Raw genomic sequence first — 14,007 nt, 5'->3', positions numbered from 1 at the left:
ATGGTAATGCTGCGCTATGCGGTGTATCGCTTTTTCACGATGCTGCTGACGCTTTTGGTGGTGTCGGTACTGATCTTTGTGATCATCAACCTGCCGCCCGGCGACTATCTCAGCAACCAGATCGCCGAGCTTCAGGCATCGGGCCAGTCTGCAGGCGTAGCCAAGGCCGAGTTTCTGCGTACGGAATACGCATTGGACCGCCCAATGTGGGAGCAGTATCTGATCTGGATAGGTTTCTGGCCCGGTCCCCACGGGTTCGAGGGCCTGATACAAGGCAATTACGGCTGGTCCTTTGAATTTGACCGTCCTGTGGCTGAAATCGTTGGCGACACTTTGTGGCTGACCGTCGTGGTTAACCTTGCCGCCATTCTATTCGTTTACGCGGTCGCCTTGCCGCTTGGCGTCATTGCCGCTGCGCGCTCCCGGACGTGGATTGACTATACCTCGGCGTTTGTTGGGTATCTTGGACTGGCCACGCCGAACTTCCTGCTGGCTCTGATCCTGTTCTATTACGGCCACCGCTACTTCAACTTGCCGATCGGCGGCCTGATGGACCCGTCCTTCGAGGGCCAGCCAATGAGCTGGGACAAGATGAAGTCCATTCTGGTTCACCTGATTGTCCCGACATTCGTGATCGGCACGTCCGGCGCGTCTGCCATGATGCAACGCCTACGTGCCAATATGCTGGATGAATTGGGTAAACCTTACGTGGAAACGGCAATCGCCAAGGGGATGTCTCCGTCGAGGATGCTAACGAAATACCCGCTGCGCGTGGCCTTCAATCCCTTTGTGGCGGATATCGGTAACCTGCTGCCGTCAATGGTATCCGGCTCGGTACTGGTGTCGGTCGTTCTGGGTTTGCAGACCATCGGCCCGACCTTGCTGACCGCGCTGAAAACGCAGGACCAGTTCCTATCTGCCTTTATCCTGATGTTCGTGGCCCTGCTAACCCTGATCGGAACCATGATCTCTGACATTCTGCTGGTCATGCTGGACCCGCGCATTCGCTATGAGGGGCGCGAGGCATGACCAAACGTTCCGACGGCCGCTTTGTTGACGACGCTCCGTTCGATCCGGATGCCGCCCTCCAACAACTTGAGCGCGCGGATTTGGACGCGCCCAACTGGGTTTTGGTCTGGCGAAAATTCAGAACGCACAAGCTGGGTCTGATCTCTGGCATCTTCCTGTTGCTGTGCTATCTGATGCTGCCGTTTGCGGGGTTCATCGCCCCCTATGGCCCGAATGAGCGCAACGACGAACACCTTTACGCCCCACCGCAAAGCATCAACTTTTTCCACGAGGGAAAGTTCGTCGGACCTTTTGTTTATCCAATCGTCGCCGAGGCTGACCTTGAGACATTCCAGTGGAAGTTCATTCCAGATGAGGAAGACCCGCGACCAATCCGGTTCTTTTGCGAAGGAACCGAATACAAGCTGGCGGGGCTGATCCGAACGGATACGCACCTGTTCTGTCCGCCCGAGGGCGCAACCCTGTTTCTGTGGGGCTCTGACCGTTTGGGCCGCGATGTGTTCAGCCGAATTTTATACGGCGCGCAACTGTCGCTTACGGTGGGCCTGATTGGTATCTCTGTTTCCTTCTTCCTTGGCATCTTATTCGGGTCCATGGCCGGGTACTTTGGCGGAAAGATCGACTGGGTTATCAACCGTGTGATCGAAATTCTACGCTCTCTCCCAGAACTTCCGCTGTGGTTGGCGCTGTCGGCTGCGGTGCCATCAAATTGGAGTCCGGTTGCGGTCTTCTTCATCATCTCGATCATTCTCGGGATACTCGATTGGCCCGGTCTGGCGCGATCCGTGCGCGCCAAATTCCTGTCCTTGCGGGAAGAGGAATATGTCCGCGCCGCCGAGATGATGGGCGCAAGCTCGGGCCGGGTGATCCGCAAGCACCTGTTACCAAACTTTATGTCTCACCTGATCGCTTCGGCCACTCTGTCGATCCCAGCCATGATACTTGGGGAAACGGCGCTCAGCTTCCTTGGCCTTGGCCTGAGGGCCCCTGCCGTCAGTTGGGGTGTGATGTTGAACGATGCCCAGAACCTCGCTTCGATCGAGATCTACCCATGGACGGCGATCCCGATGCTTCCGATCATTGTTGTGGTTTTGGCCTTCAACTTCCTTGGCGACGGGCTGCGGGACAGTCTGGACCCTTATCAGCAATGACCCTGATCTCTGCCCTTCCCGCATCAGATGGTTATTTGACAACGGGATCGGGTTCCCGGCCCAGTCTTTATGCAGTCTCCGAACTGGCAACCGCCAGTTTCGTCGCTGTGGGTCAGGAACTGGCCCGCTTGATTGCTGCGCTGAACCTTGCCCCCAGCGCGCCAGAGGTTTCGGTTGATCATCGGCTGGCCTCGCTCTGGTATGGGTTTTCCTTCAAGCCAGACGGATGGGACATGCCAAGCCTTTGGGACGCCATCGCCGGGGATTATCAGGCCGCGGATGGGTGGATTAGACTGCATACCAATCTACCCCGTCACCGGGCGGCGGCCTTGAAAGTATTGGGTGCCAAACCGGAGCGTGAGGCCGTATCGGAGGCAGTGAAAACCTGGGCGATTTCTGACCTCGAAACCGCGATCGTCGCAGAGGGTGGCGTTGCCGCCGCCATGCGCAGCCGTTCGGACTGGTTGGATCATCCGCAGGGGCGCGCCGCGTCCCGCGATCCATTGATCGGGTGGACCAATCCCCGCCAGATTACCTTGCGCGACAGGCCGCAAGCGACGGCAGATCGCCCGCTGTCGGGCCTCCGTGTTCTCGATCTGACCCGCGTGCTGGCCGGGCCAGTATCCACACGCACCCTGGCCGGATTCGGGGCCGAGGTACTTCGCGTTGATCCTCCGGGCTGGGACGAGCCCGGCGTGATCCCAGATATCTCTTTGGGTAAGCGCTGTACCTATCTGGATTTTAAATCACCCGCAGGCATTGAGCAATTGCAGTCTCTTCTGGCGCAAGCGGATGTGTTTGTACACGGTTACCGACCCGGCGCTTTGGACGCGCTTGGCCTGACACAGGCAAAGCGGGACGAACTTGCCCCAAACCGCGTCGAAGTCACCCTGAACGCATATGGTTGGCAGGGACCGTGGGCCAGTCGGCGTGGCTTTGACAGCCTCGTACAGATGAGCAGCGGAATCGCAGACGCAGGGCGCGTCTGGGCAAAATCCGACAAGCCGACGCCGCTGCCTGTGCAGGCACTGGATCACGCAACCGGCTATCTGATGGCAGCTGCCATTCTTTCCGCGCTGGCCGAGGCCGCATCGGGTGGGTCTGTCATGCAGGCCCGGCTGTCGCTGGCTCGCACAGCCGAGTTACTGGCAAGCCTCGCCAAATCCGAAACTTCAGAAGACATAACGCAGGCCATGCCCGCCGATTTTTCTGACACGCCCGAGAACTCGGGCTGGGGCAAAGGCCACCGCCTGAAACCTGCCCTCAGTGTGGGAAAGGCAAACATGGACTGGCCCCTGCCTGCGTCGAAACTAGGCTCGTCCCAACCCAACTGGCTGACATCTAAGTCGTAGCGCGCCCGCCGCGCGGCACGCGCGGCCCGGCCCAACGCTTTGGGCAGTGCCTCGTCAGAGGCTCAATCCAAAGGGGCGGGAGCCGCCCCTAGCGATCATCACCACCACCCGGGCCGATATCGTCGAGGTAATCCTCGTCAATCGCAGCCTGCACCGCACCAGTTACGGCCTCACGCTGTTTTGGTGTCAGGTCCTCGGCTCCTTTTTCGTCGGCCAGACGAACCGTAACCTCGCGGTGGGCAAAGCGAATGCCTTCACGGGCGAACAGCTCGCGGATGTCCTGATAGACCTTCTTACGCACAAGCCACTGATCACCCGGCTTGGTCATGAACTTGACCCGAATGATCATCGCGGAATCCTGCATTTCGATCACGCCCTGCGACTTGAGCGGTTGGATGAAATTGTCACCAATCACCGGGTCACTCAGCAATTCCTGACCCAGTTTCTTGATGAGCTTGCGCACCTTTTCAACGTCCGTGTCATACGTCACCCGCAGCGGCAGTTTCATGATCACCCAGTCGCGGGAATAGTTAGTCAAAACTTTGATCTCGCCAAAGGGAATGGTGTTCAGCGCGCCCAGATGATGACGCAGTTGGAACGACCGGACCGAGATCTTCTCAACCGTTCCTTTCACATCACCAATGTCGATGTATTCTCCCTTACGGAACGCATCATCCATCAGGAAGAACGCGCCCGAGAAGATATCCCGCACCAGCGTTTGCGAACCAAAGCCCACAGCCAGACCCACGACGCCCGCACCTGCAAACAGGGGACTGACATTGATGCCCAGTTCCATCAGGGCAATCAGTGCGATGGTCACGACAACTACGGCAAGGATCGCGCCACGGAACAGCGGCAGCAACGTGGCCAATCGGCTTTGCCCGCCTTCGCCCCCTTCATCGCCCAACTCGGCCTCACCCCCACCGTCATCTATCTCTTCGGCAATTTTGCTGTCGATCCAGACGCGGAAGAAATGGAACAGGATATACCCGATGAACAGGATGACCATCACGTCGAGGGCACGCTCGATGGGCAGGTCCTCGCTCCAGCTTGCATCCGGGTTCCAGATCACCACCAGTGCATACAGACCAACGACAAAGGCCAGAATACCAGCGACGCGCCGAGCCAGGTCCTCATACGTCACGATCGAGTGCTTGCGCCGCTCCGCCAGCGGTGTGTCAATGATTTCGGGTTCCTCATCCCTTTCGGCCTCGGCATTCATTTCTTCAATCTTGCGATTGCGGTCGAAATACCGTTCCAGAAGGTAGTTCATCGCGCCATACGCAATGACGACCGACATGAAGATGGCGTAGCTGCTTGCGACAATGGGAATCGAATTGTCGTTCTCCAGCACCAGATCGACCGCCAGTTTGAACCAGCTAAACACCATGTAAACGATCAGAACCGGGGCCCAGGCGAACGAGATAAGCCGCAAAATCCATGACACTTGATCCGGTGCCCTGCCCCCGCGGATGGCATTGGATATGGAGCGCGCGTTGAACAGGATCATCAGCACATTGCCTAGCGCGCCAACCATCGTCAGGCCGCCATAGACCATGGCATAGACGTTGTAATTCAGGCCGAAATCCGCAACCCATGTCGAAAACAGCACCACGGTGATGTCATAGGTCGCCAATGCGGATGCCCAGATATACAGCCGCTTGGCATCCCGATCCGAAAACGGCGGCAGTCGGTACTGGCTTAGATACGGCGACAGCACCATACGCCAAAGGTCCGACACCGTTCGAGACAGGAAGAATGCTGTGAATATCGCCGTGACCGTGAACTGAATCGAGATATCTTCGGCCTCACCGAAGAACAAATACCCGACGATCAGCGCCATCAACATTGCAAAGACCGTGGCTCCGATCCCCATCAAGAAGCGGAACACCAAAAACGGCATCTTTTCGCGATACCCCTGCGGGTTTTCCTTGGACCGCGCAACAACGATCTTCTTGGCAATACGTTTGCCGTAAATCTCGGTGGACAGCCAACGCCCCAGCAGCAGGAAAAGGACATTCCAGAACAGAACCTCGACATATGTTTGAATGCGTCCGTCCGGGCTGGTCTGCCGCAAAATGTACTGAACTTCGAATATCGAATATGGCAACGCCTCGAGCCGCGAGACCATCGACTCGCGGAACTTCGAAAGCCGCTCCTGCGCCTTCATAAGTTGCGAACCTTCGGCCATCGGGTCATGCGGCTCGGATTCGGCCGAGGTGTCCTGTTGCGCACCCGTTGAAACGATCTGACCTGCGCTGTCGATCACGATGACACTGGCGCCACTTTCAGTGGCTGACCGAATTGCGGCGGCCAGATCGCCTTCGTCAGTCGTGTCTTCGGTGGTGCTTGTGGCGGCGCCGTATCCGGGAATAAGCGAGGTCTGCGCTGCAGCCCCATTTACCAAAACCACTGGCATCATCCAGACCAACAGGGCGAGAACGGCAAAAAATCTAAGTTTCATCAGGTGTTCGATCCAGTTCGGCATTTGCACAAAACACTACAGAAGCGTGACGCGGTGTTCAAATATTCAGCCTCGCGCTTCTCGTGATCGTGTCTATTCGTGTCTCGGGTGCACCGACGCCAATTGAAGTGTTTTCAACCCAGAAAAAACTGCATATGACCCGTTAGACGGACTGCAAACTGATGCCTGCGCTCTGCGTTTGATGTAGGACAGGGAATATCTGGCAAATCACAACTAAGATGTAGCTAAATCGCAATGCTTACCGGTTTCGTGTCATCTCAACCGAGTTTTTGCAAGCGCAGGGAAAACATATACGATACAGGTGCAAACGCGCGGAGCTGCACCGGAACACTAAGACAGGCGAAAGCATGAGCCTAGGAAGACAAAAAGATACAATCGGCCGTGCGCCCCGCATCCTGTTTTACAGCCATGATACGTTTGGACTGGGCCATTTGCGCAGGTCTCGTGCATTGGCCTCGGCGATTACGCAGGCTGACTCGAGCGCATCTGCGTTGATCCTGACAGGATCACCTGTCGCGGGCCGATTCACATTTCCGCGCCGCGTGGACCACGTCCGCCTGCCCGGGGTGACGAAACGGGCTGATGGGTCCTATGCCTCGCAAACGATGGGCATGGGCATTGAAGAGGTGACGGAACTGCGGGCAGGCTTGATACAAACTGCGGTCCAGCAGTTCGAACCCGACGTCCTGATTGTCGACAAGGAACCCACCGGATTCCGCGGTGAGCTGCTGCCAACGCTTGAAACGCTGTACCAAACCAAGGACACACGCTTGGTCTTGGGGTTGCGCGATGTTCTGGATGAACCCGAAGTTCTTGCAGCCGAGTGGGACCGGAAAGAAGCCGTTACCGCGACCGAAAAATACTATGACGAAATCTGGGTATATGGCTTGCGGTCGATCTATGATCCCACCAGTGGCTTGCCCCTTAGCCCGGCTACGCAATCCCGCATCCATTGGACCGGCTACCTGCGGCGTGATCTGGGGCCAATAGGTGAACCGCCCGAGCAACCCTACATCCTGATCACTCCGGGCGGCGGTGGCGACGGCAAGGCGATGGTCAATCTGGTTTTGTCCGCCTACGAACAGGACCCGGACCTTTCCCCACGGGCCGTGCTGGTCTATGGCCCTTTCCTGTCCGGTGAGTTGCGCGAGGATTTTGAAACACGCGTCGCCGCCCTGAATGGCCGCGTGACAGCCGTGGGCTTTGAATCCCAGATCGAAACACTATTTGCGGGTGCCGCTGGTGTGGTTTGTATGGGGGGCTACAACACCTTCTGCGAGGTGCTGTCTTTCGACAAACGCGCGGTCATTGTTCCGCGCACAACGCCAAGATTGGAACAGTGGATCCGGGCCTCGCGCGCGGAAGGTCTGGGACTGGTTCGGATGCTGGACGAAAACCGGGACGGGCTGACAACCGACGCGATGGTACAGGCGATCCGCGCGCTACCCCATCAGCCGCTGCCTTCTCAGGCCATTCAAGACGGGCTGCTGGATGGGTTGGATTATGTCACCAGCCGTGTTGACGCCCTGCTGGGTGGTGAACGGGAACGGGCCACCGGATGACGTCCACCCCTCCGAAACTGGCGGTGCTGGTCAAAGGGTGGCCGCGCCTGTCCGAGACATTCATCGCGCAAGAACTGGTTGCCTTGCAGGACGCAGGCCATCGCTTTGATATCTGGTCCCTGCGGCATCCGACTGATGTGAAACGCCACCCGCTGCATGATCGGTTCGAGGGTCGGGTGCACTACCTGCCCGAATACCTTTACCAAGAGCCTGATCGCGTCTGGGCTGCCAGGCACCTGGCCCAAGGCTTACCCGGCTATGCTCAGGCCTATCGGGTCTGGCGTGCTGACCTGCGTCGTGACCCGACGCATAACCGCATTCGACGCTTTGGGCAGGCGTGCGTTCTGGCCGCCGAACTGCCGCAGGCGACGCGGGCGTTGTATGCCCATTTCATGCATACGCCATCATCCGTCGCCCGCTATGCAGCCATCATGCGCGGCCTGCCCTGGAGCTTTTCCGCCCACGCCAAGGACATTTGGACTTCGCCCGATTGGGAAAAATCCGAAAAACTGCGGGCCAGCATGCATGGCGCTGCGTTTGGCGCGACCTGTACCGCAGTCGGGGCGGAACACCTACGCAGTCTGGCCGACGATCCAAGGCGGGTTGATCTGATCTATCACGGGTTGGACCTGACGCGGTTCCCGCCCCCACCAGATCGAACGCCCCGCGCCCCGAATGACCCGTTTCATATGCTGTCCGTTGGGCGGCTGGTCGAAAAGAAGGGGTTCGACCGTCTGATCGACGCACTTGCCATGCTACCGGGCGAGCTGAACTGGCACTGGACGCATATTGGTGGCGGCACCTTGGGAAAGGCCCTGCAGGAACGCGCGCTGGCCGCCGGGGTCGCGCATCGGATCACGTGGAAAGGTGCCTGCGACCAGCCGGAAGTCATCGCTGCCATGCGCGAAGCCAACTTGTTTGTGCTGCCCAGCCGCATCGCGTCAGATGGGGACCGGGACGGCTTGCCCAACGTGCTGATGGAGGCCGCGTCCCAGCGCCTGCCGATCCTGTCCACACCCATCTCCGCGATCCCGGAGTTCATCGAAACCGGTCGGCATGGCATTTTGTCCGACGATGATCCTGCGGCCCTGGCTTCCGCCATGATCCAGATGGCCACCGATCCCGGCGAAACCGCAGCAATGGCAGACGCTGCCTATGACCGGCTCATCGCCGATTTTCGGATGGATCCAGGCATCGCGCGTCTTTCCCAGCGGCTCAACGCCCTTGGCGCGGGTCCGGACTAATGGCGCGCGTCGCCTTTTACACGCCAATGAAATCACCGGACAGCCCGGTTCCTTCGGGTGACCGTGAAATGGCGCGCAACCTGATGCAGGCCATTGGCGCGCAAGGTGACACGGTTGATCTGGTGTCGCGCCTGCGCATCTACGACAAGAACGGCGACACCGACGTCCAAGAGGCATTGCGCAAGCAAGCCGAGACAGAGTCGCAGAGACTGATTACAGAATTGCCTACGGAAACGGCGCTTTGGGTGACCTATCACAACTATTACAAAGCGCCGGACCTACTGGGCCCTCGCGTGTGCAAAGCCCGCAACATCCCTTATGTGCAATTGGAAAGCACGCGCGCCACAAGCAGATTGAAAGGCCCATGGGCCGGGTTCGCGCAAGCTGCACACGATGCATGCGACGCTGCCCAGGTGATCTATTACCACACCGCCAACGACCTGATTACGCTGGAACGGGAAAGGTTTGGAAACCAACGTTTGGTGGAACTGCCCCCGTTCCTACCACTTTCAGAACTGCCGGCCCTATCAACATGCACAGGACCGATGCTGACGGTTGGAATGATGCGGCACGGTGACAAGCTGGCTTCATACGAGATTTTGGCGCAATCGCTGGATCATTTACAGGGCGATTGGTCCTTGAAAATAGCGGGGGATGGTCCGGCCCGCGCAGAGGTCGAAGCGTTGATGTCCCCCTTCGGTTCAAAGGTGCAGTTTCTGGGTCAACTGGATCGGGACGCGTTGCAGGCCCATTACCACACCGCGTCCCTGCTGGTTTGGCCCGGCGTGAATGAGGCCTATGGAATTATCTATCTAGAAGCACAAGCCAACGGTGTTCCGGTTGTGGCTCAGGACAGGCCGGGCGTTCGTGATGTTTTGGCTCCGGGTGACTATCCGTCGGTGGAATCCGGTCCTTCTGCGTTGGCTACGCGCCTTCAAGACCTGCTGAATGACAAGCCGCTGCGCCAATCAATCGGACGTATGTCACGCGAACGGATTGCGTCGCGACACCTCATGCCTGCGGCCACTGACAGGTTCTGGCAGGCCACACGGCCATTGATCGAGGGACGCCAATGACCCGCCTTGCACTGCTGCGCCACGGACATACGGAGTGGAACCGCGCCGGTCGCATACAGGGGCGCAGCGACATCCAACTCGACGAAGAAGCGCGCCAGGACTTGTCGACCTACAGCCTGCCGCAACCGTGGGACACGGCGGACATTTGGTCCAGCCCGCTTGCGCGGGCCCGCGAAACAGCCCAGTTGGTATCAGGACAGGACCCCATGATGTCCGCTGCACTGACCGAAATGAACTGGGGCGACTGGGAAGGTCTGCGCGGTGTCGACCTGATCGCTGATACAGGCAGCGGCTATCGTCATATCGAGGATTGGGGATGGGATTTTCGACCTCCGAACGGGGAAAGCCCTGCGGATGTGAAGATGCGATTGCGCCCGTGGCTGGACTCAATGCGCGCAGATACCGTAGCGGTCTGCCATATCGGTATAATGCGGGTCATTATGGCCCTGGCTTGGGGTTGGGATTTTAGCGGGGTTCCCCCCTTCAAAATCAAGCGCAACCGCCTGTATATCATTGATATGGATACAATGCGCCCCGACCCCGAGCCCGTCCGCCTGATCCGGGCAGAGGTTCCCGAATGAAAGTGATGATCGTCGTCACCCATCTGCTGGGGACAGGGCACCTGAGCCGCGCTCTCACGTTGGGGCGGGCCTTTGCGCATGACGGCCATCAAGTCCTGCTGGTTTCCGGCGGGATGCCCGCGCCGCAACTGGACAGCGCCGGAATGACGGTGTTCGGGTTACCACCTTTGCGATCGGACGGCACGGATTTCACACGACTGCTGACCCAAACAGGCGACGTTGCCGATGACGCCTATGTGCAGGCACGTAAACGGGCGCTGGTAGAGGCGGTGCGATCCTTTGCGCCGGATATTCTAATCACCGAGCTTTATCCCTTTGGGCGCAGGTCGTTGACGGGTGAATTCAGCGCAGCACTTGAAGCGGCACAGGAACTGCCTGCCAAACCCGTCATCCTGGGATCTGTGCGGGATATTCTTGCTCCGCCGTCCAAGCCTGCAAAGGCTGAACGCACCGAACAGATCGTGCTGGGAATCTATGACGGCATTTTGGTCCATTCCGATCGGAAAGCCGTATCGTTGGATCTAAGCTGGCCTGTCTCGGAACAGCTTGAGAAACGGCTTTTCTACACAGGCTTCGTTGCGCCCAATGCACCTGATCCGCACCCCGACGCCATGGGTCGGGGCGAAGTGCTTGTCAGCGCCGGAGGGGGATCGGTGGGGCAACCGATCTTTCGCGCGGCCATCGAAGCCGCCAGAAAGATGTCCAGCAGGCGCTGGCGCCTGCTGGTCGGTGGACAGGACGCAAGCGAACGTATTGATCACCTGTCCCAATACGTTGGCGACGCTCCGGTAACACTTGAAAGAGTACGACCAGATTTCCGTCAAATGCTGCCCCACGCGGCCGCATCGGTTAGCATGTGCGGATATAACACCGCGCTCGACATCCTTCAGACCGGAACAGCCGCAGTATTCGTGCCATTCGATGATGGCAAAGAGGTTGAGCAAACCTTACGCGGGCGAAGTCTTTCAAACCTGCCCGCAATTGACGTTCTGCCAAGTCAGGACCTGAACGGCGACACGTTGGCGACGGCGGTAGGCCGGGTTATTGATGCCCCAACCAGACCAGCCGCAGAATTTGGGTTTAACGGTGCAGCAAAGTCTGTGGACATCGCCAAGACCCTTTGGGAGCGGCGCACATGATCGTCGATTGGCGTCCTTTGATGGTTGAACTTGAGATCTGGCACAACAAGGGCCTGTCGCTGCCTCTTTGGTGGCGCGACGACGATGCAACAACCACGACACAACAGCTTGATCGTCTGACGGCCCTGTCAGATAGGCTTGGTTTGCCAGTGCATCTGGCGGTAATCCCACATGACGCGGGCGACGCGCTGACGGACCATGTCACTGACAACCCCTGCCTGATCCCGGTCGTTCATGGATGGGCCCATCAAAACCACGCACCGCAGGGCGAGAAGAAATCAGAATTCCGCCTGCACCGACCTATGTCAGAGATACTGAAGGATGCACAAAACGGGCTAGACCGATTGAAAGTATCGTTCGGCGAAAGGTTGTGCCCGATGTTCGTACCGCCATGGAACCGAATTGCCCCAGACGTGGTAAAAGAACTGCCCGATCTGGGTTACCAGTTTTTGTCTACTGCCACACCGCGAAACGCCGCTTACCCGGTGTCAGGAATTCAGCAGGTCAATACGCATCTTGATCCGATTGACTGGCGCAGAACACGGGGATTGATCGCCCCGGACGTCCTGATCAACCAAGCCGTGGACCTGCTGCGGGATCGCCGTGAGGGGCGTACCGACAACGCTGAACCCTTTGGTGTTCTGACCCATCACCTTGTTCATGACGAAGACATCTGGACATTCACACGAGACCTGTTGCACCGGCTTCTGGATGGGCCTGCCGTTATCTGGACCGCGCTGCAAAACGACACAAAACGGAGACCCGAATGAGCCGACTGGATTCCATGCTGCGCCGCCTGACGGCCCAAAGAGATGGGCTGGACTGGGCAGCCGAACAGATATCCGACATCATCGGGGACGTTCTGGATATGGGTCTGGGAAACGGTCGAACCTATGATCACCTCAGAGAAATCTTGCCGGACCGCCGCATCTGGGTGATGGACCGGGTTCTGCAATGCCATCCATCCAGCACTCCGCCGCCCGAGGATTTTCTGCAGGGCGAAGCGGAACCCATGCTCGAAAAGCTGGCCGCTGGTGGGCAAAAAATGGCGATGGCACACTATGATTTTGGGCGCGGCATCAAGGACGAGGATATGGCCGAAGCGGCTCGTCTCAGCCCCCTTATAGCGCGCGTAATGCGTCCGGGCGGGCTATTGATCTCGGGTCAGCCCTTGGTGGGGTTCGACCAGATTAGCGGCCCGGACACCATCGCCCCGGACCGGTACCTGTTCTACAGAGCCTGATCAGGCCACACGGCGTCCACGCGACCAGACACCATTTAGCGCAGGCGCGCCCTCGCGCATTCGGAACCGAATGACGTCCGCGCGGGCCCCGACGCGCAATTCGCCGCGATCATTCAATCCGACGACCTGTGCAGGCGTCTGCGTCACGGTCCGCAATCCACGTGCCATGTCCCCCCACATCTCGCCCAATCGCGCCGCCGACAGCAAAAGAGCGGCAGGCACATAGTCTGACGACAGAATGTCGAGATGCCCAAGCTCGGCCAGTTCATGCGCCGCGACATTGCCGGAATGGGACCCGCCCCGGATGACATTCGGAGCGCCCATCATCACCTTGATTCCGTGATCGTGGCAGGCACGGGCGGCCTCAACCGTTGTGGGGAATTCGGCCAACGTAATTCCATGCCCTGCGGATGTGCGCACTTGCGCAGCCGTGGTATCATCGTGGCTCGCCAACATCGCGCCAAAGCGCCGGGCGGCCTTGACCGTTTCGACTTCGTGCCTGTCGCCAAAGCGTTCGCGCAACGCCTTGAGCTGGGCGACATGCTGAAGAAAGTCGTCATCATTCATGCCATGCTTGCCCTTCATATAAGCCTCAAGCTGGGTCATGTCCCGAAACTGCCGCTGGCCGGGGGTATGATCCATCAGCGAAACAAGGCCCACACGGTCGCCAGCGTCAAACTCGTCAAGCTCCTCGACCAGTGTCTCGGAACAGACCTCTGCCCGAAGGTGCAGGAAATGGCTGATCTTCAGCGCGTCCTGCTCGCGCAGTTGCCAAAGCTCGCGGGACAGGTCGCGCGCATATTTCTTATAGCGCTGGCCGCTGGGGATCGAGCCGATGCGCATGGCGTCAAACACGGTGGTGATCCCTGTGCTGGCCAGTTCAGCATCATGCGCGAGGATGGCCGCTGCGTGGGGCCAGTCGACCTTGGGGCGCGGCTGAATGTGACGTTCCAGATTGTCGGTGTGCAATTCGACCAGTCCGGGGCAGACATAATCCCCTTCGCAGTCAATCGCACCTGCAGGAATCGCAGCACCCGACGCGACCTCGATAATTGTCTCACCCGCAATCCGAACGCTGCCAGTTAGCGTCTCGTTGGGAAGAACGAGTGTGGCATTGGCAAGGATCATTTCTTCTGTCATCTGAA

At 58.7% G+C, this 14,007-nt stretch carries 12 protein-coding genes; 10 read left to right on the top strand and 2 right to left on the bottom strand.

Annotated features, from left to right (window positions below):
• From GOX75_RS06295 to GOX75_RS06285, 3 genes are read left to right on the top strand one after another with little or no spacing between them, the layout of a single operon-like run.
• Window positions 1–1,029, top strand: a complete 1,029-nt coding sequence (locus tag GOX75_RS06295; RefSeq protein ID WP_171121748.1) for an ABC transporter permease — start codon at window positions 1–3, stop codon at window positions 1,027–1,029.
• Window positions 1,026–2,180, top strand: a complete 1,155-nt coding sequence (locus tag GOX75_RS06290) for an ABC transporter permease (protein WP_171121747.1) — start codon at window positions 1,026–1,028, stop codon at window positions 2,178–2,180. The genes GOX75_RS06295 and GOX75_RS06290 overlap by 4 nt, the downstream gene beginning before the upstream one ends.
• Window positions 2,177–3,532 (top strand): CoA transferase, encoded by a 1,356-nt coding sequence (locus GOX75_RS06285; RefSeq protein WP_171121746.1) that lies wholly within the window; start codon window positions 2,177–2,179, stop codon window positions 3,530–3,532. The genes GOX75_RS06290 and GOX75_RS06285 overlap by 4 nt, the downstream gene beginning before the upstream one ends.
• Before the next feature lie 88 nt (window positions 3,533–3,620).
• Here the strand turns inward: GOX75_RS06285 and GOX75_RS06280 are convergent, their stop codons facing one another.
• Complete coding sequence (locus GOX75_RS06280; protein WP_171121745.1) at window positions 3,621–5,996, bottom strand: mechanosensitive ion channel domain-containing protein; 2,376 nt, start codon at window positions 5,994–5,996, stop codon at window positions 3,621–3,623.
• 368 nt (window positions 5,997–6,364) lie between these two features.
• Here GOX75_RS06280 and GOX75_RS06275 point away from each other — a divergent pair, with 368 nt between their 5' ends.
• The 7 genes from GOX75_RS06275 to GOX75_RS06245 are packed head-to-tail and all read left to right on the top strand — an operon-like array spanning window position 6,365 to window position 12,862.
• Window positions 6,365–7,579: a glycosyltransferase family protein gene (locus GOX75_RS06275; protein ID WP_171121744.1), complete on the top strand. Its 1,215-nt coding sequence runs from the start codon at window positions 6,365–6,367 to the stop codon at window positions 7,577–7,579.
• A complete protein-coding gene (locus GOX75_RS06270) occupies window positions 7,576–8,823 on the top strand; it encodes a glycosyltransferase family 4 protein (protein ID WP_171121743.1) in 1,248 nt (415 codons plus the stop codon). Before GOX75_RS06275 ends, GOX75_RS06270 begins: the two co-directional genes overlap by 4 nt.
• A complete protein-coding gene (locus GOX75_RS06265) occupies window positions 8,823–9,899 on the top strand; it encodes a glycosyltransferase family 4 protein (RefSeq protein ID WP_171121742.1) in 1,077 nt (358 codons plus the stop codon). Before GOX75_RS06270 ends, GOX75_RS06265 begins: the two co-directional genes overlap by 1 nt.
• Window positions 9,896–10,480, top strand: coding sequence for a histidine phosphatase family protein (locus GOX75_RS06260; RefSeq protein WP_171121741.1), 585 nt, complete (start codon window positions 9,896–9,898; stop codon window positions 10,478–10,480). Before GOX75_RS06265 ends, GOX75_RS06260 begins: the two co-directional genes overlap by 4 nt.
• Window positions 10,477–11,619 carry a glycosyltransferase family protein gene (locus tag GOX75_RS06255; protein WP_171121740.1) on the top strand — a complete coding sequence of 381 codons (1,143 nt, stop codon included), beginning with the start codon at window positions 10,477–10,479 and terminating at the stop codon, window positions 11,617–11,619. The genes GOX75_RS06260 and GOX75_RS06255 overlap by 4 nt, the downstream gene beginning before the upstream one ends.
• Window positions 11,616–12,389 (top strand): polysaccharide deacetylase family protein, encoded by a 774-nt coding sequence (locus tag GOX75_RS06250; protein ID WP_171121739.1) that lies wholly within the window; start codon window positions 11,616–11,618, stop codon window positions 12,387–12,389. The genes GOX75_RS06255 and GOX75_RS06250 overlap by 4 nt, the downstream gene beginning before the upstream one ends.
• Complete coding sequence (locus tag GOX75_RS06245) at window positions 12,386–12,862, top strand: class I SAM-dependent methyltransferase (protein WP_171121738.1); 477 nt, start codon at window positions 12,386–12,388, stop codon at window positions 12,860–12,862. The genes GOX75_RS06250 and GOX75_RS06245 overlap by 4 nt, the downstream gene beginning before the upstream one ends.
• Here GOX75_RS06245 and GOX75_RS06240 read toward each other — a convergent pair whose 3' ends face one another.
• Entirely contained in the window at window positions 12,863–14,002 is a 1,140-nt protein-coding gene (locus GOX75_RS06240; protein ID WP_171121737.1) for an alpha-D-ribose 1-methylphosphonate 5-triphosphate diphosphatase, read from the bottom strand.
• Window positions 14,003–14,007 lie beyond the last annotated feature (5 nt).

It is taken from the genome of Ruegeria sp. HKCCD7251 (assembly GCF_013031165.1).
Taxonomy (GTDB): Bacteria; Pseudomonadota; Alphaproteobacteria; order Rhodobacterales; family Rhodobacteraceae; genus Ruegeria.
This window is presented reverse-complemented; position numbering and strand designations above follow the sequence as displayed.

Bases quoted from the DNA above. Each gene is read 5' to 3' on its own strand.
- GOX75_RS06280 (WP_171121745.1), bottom strand. From the start codon at position 5,996: ATGAAACTTAGATTTTTTGCCGTTCTCGCCCTGTTGGTCTGGATGATG.
- GOX75_RS06260 (WP_171121741.1), top strand. From the start codon at position 9,896: ATGACCCGCCTTGCACTGCTGCGCCACGGACATACGGAGTGGAACCGC.
- GOX75_RS06265 (WP_171121742.1), top strand. From the start codon at position 8,823: ATGGCGCGCGTCGCCTTTTACACGCCAATGAAATCACCGGACAGCCCG.
- GOX75_RS06275 (WP_171121744.1), top strand. From the start codon at position 6,365: ATGAGCCTAGGAAGACAAAAAGATACAATCGGCCGTGCGCCCCGCATC.
- GOX75_RS06240 (WP_171121737.1), bottom strand. From the start codon at position 14,002: ATGACAGAAGAAATGATCCTTGCCAATGCCACACTCGTTCTTCCCAAC.
- GOX75_RS06255 (WP_171121740.1), top strand. From the start codon at position 10,477: ATGAAAGTGATGATCGTCGTCACCCATCTGCTGGGGACAGGGCACCTG.
- GOX75_RS06285 (WP_171121746.1), top strand. From the start codon at position 2,177: ATGACCCTGATCTCTGCCCTTCCCGCATCAGATGGTTATTTGACAACG.
- GOX75_RS06290 (WP_171121747.1), top strand. From the start codon at position 1,026: ATGACCAAACGTTCCGACGGCCGCTTTGTTGACGACGCTCCGTTCGAT.
- GOX75_RS06245 (WP_171121738.1), top strand. From the start codon at position 12,386: ATGAGCCGACTGGATTCCATGCTGCGCCGCCTGACGGCCCAAAGAGAT.
- GOX75_RS06295 (WP_171121748.1), top strand. From the start codon at position 1: ATGGTAATGCTGCGCTATGCGGTGTATCGCTTTTTCACGATGCTGCTG.
- GOX75_RS06270 (WP_171121743.1), top strand. From the start codon at position 7,576: ATGACGTCCACCCCTCCGAAACTGGCGGTGCTGGTCAAAGGGTGGCCG.
- GOX75_RS06250 (WP_171121739.1), top strand. From the start codon at position 11,616: ATGATCGTCGATTGGCGTCCTTTGATGGTTGAACTTGAGATCTGGCAC.